The organism is Candidatus Woesearchaeota archaeon (assembly GCA_003694805.1).
Classification (GTDB): domain Archaea; phylum Nanobdellota; class Nanobdellia; order Woesearchaeales; family J110; genus J110.
Map to the genome: position 1 here is coordinate 1 of RFJU01000123.1, position 5,924 is coordinate 5,924.

Genomic DNA, 5,924 nt, shown 5'->3' on the forward strand with positions numbered 1-5,924 from the left:
GAGAAAAAATCCTCAACCAAGATTTTTCCTAAATTTCTCCGCATGCTCCAGAAAAACTTCGTATGTCATAACGTTAAATGCAATTCACCGTTCCCCTGGAGAACAGGAAGACTTACGAATTTCTTAATTTATAATAAATTGTTATGGCAGAAGCAGAAAAAACGACCATGGGGGCTACCAACGATAACAACAAGAACACAAACGACCAATAAACGCCCTACCTTCTGAAAAGCTTCACCCACCACCGATTCACGACCAGCTGAAGGCGTTCAAGAAAGCTTACGTTCACCGGCGCGATGTTGAATGAGCTCGTCTGCACGTATGTTTTGCCGAGATCGTCCTTGAATGAAACGCGAATCAAGAATGTGCTGTTTTTCAAGCTCAAGGAGCTTCCTGGGATGCGAAGACGAAATCGTTTCGGTCCGTCGAGCTGATTGAGTTCCCACGCCTCATTCACCGTGTCATGAACAACCTCAACGCGAACGTGCTTGGGGACAGAGAGCGAGAGCGGCGAGAGAAGAAACGAAATCTCCCCCACATCGTCAAAACCAAGCCCGTCAGGGTGAACAACATCCTCAATGGAGACGCGCGCTTCATCAAGAATGCGGAAGCGAACCAATTGGCTCTTGCTCATCTGCGCGTTGTACGCTCGAAGCACGACGGTCTTAATGCCCGGGCTTGAAAATCTTGTCTGAAATGAGACCTGCAAAGACTCCCCCGCGCCGATGCGTGCACGCTGGCACTCATCCTCTAAGCATATCCGAACAAACGAGAGGTCTTCATCCCCTTTGTTTTCAACAATGCAAGAGACACTCATGTTCTGCAATACATACCCGACCTCCTCCTTTCCTTTGCACGTGAAGGCAACAAACTGAGAGTACGGCTTGACCTTCGCCTCCTGCGTTGTCAGGAGCAAATCGTCAAAAACCCTCCGCGAAAGCACCTCGCCGTCAGCGCGTGCCTTGAGTTTGAGCTGCGCTCTATTTGAAATTGGGGATCGAATTTCAATAGGGAACGTGTAGAGATATCCTTTCTTGAGGTTTGGCTTCACGCGAAGCAGCCATTGCACCGTCTTCTCCTCGAATGGAGCGAGCAAAACACTTTTCTTAAAATCATCTTCAACGTCCAACCCTTCCGTTCTTGACAAGAACACTTGCGTGCTGGCGTAGTGGTCGTGGTTATTCTTCAAGTGCAACGTCAAAAGATTGTACGAGCCAAAACCAACACTGTCCTTGAAAAGCGAAGCGCTCAACGACACGAAAGGAACAATCAATTCACTGCTCTTCACCGGCACGACGTCAATGTCCAGTTCTCCAGGAACCATCTCAACGTTCCTTCCTTTGCTCACGTATTCAACGGCGTTCTCCGACGCATCAACACTCTCCTTGAGCTTCACATGCGTCGCGTCCAAGTACCCGTACTCCCCATACGTCACGTCAAACGGAACCCACCCGACACCAGGAAAGTACACTTCAGCCCACCCGTGCGGCCCCCACGGCTCGTCGAACTCCTCCAAATCCGTAAAGCTCACGCCAGAGACGAACTTTGCAGGAATGCCAAGCGCCCGATTCAAGCTAATAAACAAACTTGTTAACTCGTCACACACGCCCCGTCGATTCTCGAGCACCCACGAACTCGGCAAGGAGGCCTTCGCCGTTGACGTGGACAGGTCATACTCAATGTGTCTTGTCGTCCAGTCAGCCAAGGCAAACACGACCTCAAATAAATCATCCTTTCCTTCTGCGAGGGAAAACGCGAGCTCAGCAATCTCAGGCGTCACGTCACTAATTCCAGACGGTTCAAGATATTTTTGCAAAGAAGGGTCGATCTCGCGAAGCGGAAAAGAAACGCTTTCACGAACCGGCAAGAAAGCAAACTTTGTGCGAACTCTTGCGTACTCGCGAAAAGGCAACACCCCCGGCGAAGGTTGCTCCCACGAAAAAACAACACGCCCATCCTCAACGACGCCTTCCGGAACCGTTTCGAACAAGAGCACCTCCTGCCGATAGGAATCAGCGGCCACCCACGACAAAGCCGCCTCAACACTACTCACGGAAGGAGAACTCCCTTTCGGGACGAGGGAGACATTACTCTGCACAACAACGTCAAGCTCAAGCGATTCAAAATCCAAGTACGTCCTTCCAGACGCGACAGGAAGCGCTAAGACAACAAGGAAACAAACAAGAACTGAGAAGACGTAGACAAACTGCTTCATGTCACTCACCTACTCTCAACCATATTTAAAAATTATCCTTTTTTTTCGCAGAGAAATACTTATAAACCCTCTGCGGCTTGCTCTCGCGTTGCCCACCCGGCCTTTGTCGCCTCTGCCGCGGTCGCATAGCCTGGTATTGCGCAGGATTGCTATCGGCCCTGGGTCGTGCTATAGCACACCACCAATACCGCAAAGATCCTGTCCCGCTTGGGATCGTGGGTTCAAATCCCACCCGCGGCGTACCTTTTTTTTCTTTTCACGCGTTTTTTTCGCGTATGCTTCTCAGAAGACGAAACCGTGCACCGCGTTTAGTACGTAGTGAAGGGGCGCACTCACGCTTAGCTCTTGTTTGTGGTCTCCTGCTCCGGCAGGTCAATATCGTGAACGAGCACGACACGAAACGACCTCCCTACGCGTTCGCGCTGCACGATGCCTTTGCGCTCCAAGCTGGAGACGACGCCTGAAACTTTTGACTTCGACCATGAAAGCAGTTTGCAAAGCTCCTTTTGCATCAGCGGCGGAGTGTTTTTTGTCTTCAACAACGCCCGCGCCTTCGCTCTCTGTTGCTTGAGAACCCTCACCACAGCCTTCTCGTCCGGAGAGAACACAGTGTGGGGTATCACAACGGTCTTCGTAGCACGTCTGACACGTTCTGCATCCTTGCTTTTTTTGGAAAACACAAAAAACAATAAAGCCGCCACAACGAAAACGAAAAAGAGGGCAAGCACTCCAGCGACCAGGCCCGGCCAAGAAGAAGGGGCGGTTCTTTTCTCAAGCCAAACAAGATACGCCTTCGGGAACTCAGGCTCGCGCTCAGACCACGTAACAAAAATCCTTTGGCCATCACTCCCAACAGCGCCCTGCGGAACAATGGAAACACCCTCACCTCCGCGAATCAAACTTCCTTTCGGCAGTAAAACTGTATACTGGAACACGCGCGGAGAGGGAAATGAAATAATTCGTGAAAAAACCAAAGCATCCTTCTCTTCTTTCACCACGCTGCGCAGCGTGTAGGAAACCATGATGTAGCACGTCGAGCAATTCAAAGGCACGGTGTACACGCCAAACTCGCTTGTGCTTTCTTCGCCATTAATGCGCACCTCCTCAGCGCCGGCAGGAAGCCCTAAGGTAACCTCGTCGCTACTCACATTAATCAACTTCAGCACCAGCTTCTCTCGAACATCACCGTCCGCTCCGAGATCATCTTCGATAGTAATCTCTTCAATAATGCCCCCTGCAAAGGAAGACGTTGACTTGTTCTCCACCGCGCCTACATTATTGAGAAGCAGCAAAGTAAGAAAAAGAAGTACAACAACAAAACAGCTCTTGCAAGGTTCTGAACGTTTATTCATGAAAATTTACCTGTTTCAGGCGTGAAGAGGGAGAAACGACTTCGCCTCCCTGATAACGATTTCAATGGTTTGCAGAGATATTATAAATACCTGTCGCTTCGTTCAAAGGGCCAGGTGATACCATGAAAAAACTGTTAGTATTGGCCATTTTGGCAATGCTCGTTATCGCTTTGCTGCCAGCAGCGATGGCGAAGAGCGGCAAAGGAAGTGATGGCGACGAGAGAGGAGATGACCGAAGCGACTACGAACGCGAAGATAAAGACAACTTCGCTGAAAATGTCGATAGTGATGACCGCCAAGAAGAAGACAGTGATGAACGGGAAGCAGAGGATGAAGACAACTCCGGCAAAGGATCATCGGATGACGATAGAGACTCTGATGAAGACTCTGATGAAGACGAAGCAAGAGAGGACGAAGACCAGGATCGTCAGGACAGAAGCGAGATTGACGACTCAGGCAGGAACTCCACCAACGACGTATCGTCCAGTGACACATCCTCTCAAAACAATGCAAGCGATGATGGAAACCGAACCGGCCAGGATGATTCTGACTTCAGAAGAGGTGAAGTAGGAGAGATTATTGACTCGAACACGCCCATCACCAAAGAAGAAGCAATAGCCATCGCTCTTCAAGTAGCACCAGGCACTGTTCGGGAAGTCGAGCAAGAGATTGAAGAAGGCATACTGGAATGGAAGGTTCGAGTCATGCAAGAAGACGGAACAAGGGTTGACGTTCGCATCAACGCAGAAACAGGAGAACTTAGACGAGTCAAGGCAAGGAACGAAGGAGAAAAAACAGAATTCAGAAGCCCCGGCCAAGACGAGCAGGACAGCGTAGTTGAGACAGTCATTGACGAAAACACCCCTATCACGTCAATGGAGGCCATGCGGATCGCCCTCGATGAGTACCCGGGCTTCGTAGAGCGCGTTGAACAAAGCATGGAGGACGAAGGCCTTGTTTGGAAGGTCCGCGTCATCCAGAGCGATTCGCTCAGGGTTGACGTTCGAGTCAACGCGCAAACAGGAGCAATCGTGCGTGTTGACACGAAAGAAGTGGAGAAGATTGACTTGAGCCAAGACTTCAACGACTCGAAGCTTGAAGACAACACAACCAACGTGACCAACGATGAAGAAATCAGAAAGGAGCTTCAAGAGCTTCGGCAAGAAGTATCGCTTCTTCGAAGCCTCGTGCGAGCAATCTTGAACTTCTTCTCGATTGGAAGCTAAAAACCGTTCTTTTTTTCTTTTTTTTTTCTCCTTGCTATGTGTATGCCTGTGTTTCAGTGTTTACGCCCTTCTTCTTAACCATGTGAGGAACACCGCACTGCCGACGATCGAACCCAAAAAGTTTGCGATAAGGTCCAACGCGGTGTTCACATACCCTCCCGGGCCAGGACTATTGAACAAGACAACCGGCAGGAACTCAACAATCTCATTCAGTGCTCCAATGCCCGTGCTTGCCAAGACGAGAATGAACGCGACAGTAAACCAGTGCGCATCTTTGGCGACGACCCGCTGGACGACACTGCCCAAGAGCAGCGCTATAACGACGTAACAATAAAAGTGCACAAACTGATCGTAGCGAAGAATGCTGTATGGTTCGCCAACCAATCGAATGAGCACAAAATCATACACCCGCGTCTGCCCAATCTTCCCCAAACCACCGACAATGTGCAGGACCGCCCACACGGAAAAACCCCACAACGCCACGGGGTGAAACGAAGCAAAACGGTCGCTCACGTGCAAGAGCACAGCGACGAAGAGCAACACCCCAGCGTAAATCAAAAACTCGCTTTTTCCTACAATAATGGATAAGAGACCAAGGAGAACAGCCAAGACGTAGTTCACAACAAACGCAACCCGCATACCGCTTGCTCAGAGCGCTTCATCTTTTTATTGTTTTTCATTTTCGCACTCTTATTTTTTTCACGTTCAACACGTTTTTTTCCACTTTCAACTCGCGCACTTTCAGCATGAGTTTTTCTAACACGTTCCTAACACGACCGCTCCTCTTCCCGCGCCGATCCCAAAAGCAAATTTTTAAAAACAAGCCTTTTTCAGAAAGGAACAACGTAAAACAAGCTGAGAGGGTGATGCCGACGCAACACAAGAAGGGAAAAAAGAACGTGCACAAAAAAAACGTAAGCCAACACGCGAACCACCATCAAGAACTATCGCCCATGAAACTTCGCGCAAGAGAAAACACTCAACGACAACCAACTATTCTTGTGGCGGGATGCGGCTTTGGCGGACTGGAAGCAGCCGTGCTCCTCAAAAAGAAGCTTGGCGAGAACGCGCGCATCATCTGCCTCGACCGAAAAAAACACCACACCTACTACGGCGCCATCTTCGAACTCC

5 protein-coding genes and 1 tRNA gene are annotated in these 5,924 nt (G+C 49.8%); 3 read left to right on the top strand and 3 right to left on the bottom strand.

All coding sequences use genetic code 11. From position 1 onward, the window contains the following. Positions 1-217 precede the first annotated feature (217 nt). Positions 218-2,215, bottom strand: coding sequence for a hypothetical protein (locus D6783_04460; protein RME52546.1), 1,998 nt, complete (start codon positions 2,213-2,215; stop codon positions 218-220). A 114-nt stretch (positions 2,216-2,329) separates the two neighbouring features. Between D6783_04460 and D6783_04465 the strand changes: the two genes are divergently transcribed. Further along, positions 2,330-2,455: transfer RNA gene (locus tag D6783_04465), tRNA-Ser, on the top strand. A 98-nt stretch (positions 2,456-2,553) separates the two neighbouring features. Here D6783_04465 and D6783_04470 read toward each other — a convergent pair. After that, positions 2,554-3,567 (bottom strand): hypothetical protein, encoded by a 1,014-nt coding sequence (locus D6783_04470; protein ID RME52547.1) that lies wholly within the window; start codon positions 3,565-3,567, stop codon positions 2,554-2,556. Between the two features lie 122 nt (positions 3,568-3,689). Between D6783_04470 and D6783_04475 the strand changes: the two genes are divergently transcribed. Then, positions 3,690-4,793 (top strand): hypothetical protein, encoded by a 1,104-nt coding sequence (locus tag D6783_04475; protein ID RME52548.1) that lies wholly within the window; start codon positions 3,690-3,692, stop codon positions 4,791-4,793. A 60-nt stretch (positions 4,794-4,853) separates the two neighbouring features. On the opposite strand, the gene D6783_04480 is transcribed toward D6783_04475, so the two are convergent. Then, positions 4,854-5,432, bottom strand: coding sequence for a DUF2238 domain-containing protein (locus D6783_04480; protein ID RME52549.1), 579 nt, complete (start codon positions 5,430-5,432; stop codon positions 4,854-4,856). 107 nt (positions 5,433-5,539) lie between these two features. Here D6783_04480 and D6783_04485 point away from each other — a divergent pair. Then, the coding region (locus D6783_04485; GenBank protein RME52550.1) for a hypothetical protein at positions 5,540-5,924 on the top strand (385 nt) is incomplete at its 3' end.

Excerpts from the sequence above, each read along its gene's own strand:
- D6783_04470 (RME52547.1), bottom strand. The coding sequence starts at position 3,567 with ATGAATAAACGTTCAGAACCTTGCAAGAGCTGTTTTGTTGTTGTACTT.
- D6783_04480 (RME52549.1), bottom strand. The coding sequence starts at position 5,432 with ATGCGGGTTGCGTTTGTTGTGAACTACGTCTTGGCTGTTCTCCTTGGT.
- D6783_04460 (RME52546.1), bottom strand. The coding sequence starts at position 2,215 with ATGAAGCAGTTTGTCTACGTCTTCTCAGTTCTTGTTTGTTTCCTTGTT.
- D6783_04475 (RME52548.1), top strand. The coding sequence starts at position 3,690 with ATGAAAAAACTGTTAGTATTGGCCATTTTGGCAATGCTCGTTATCGCT.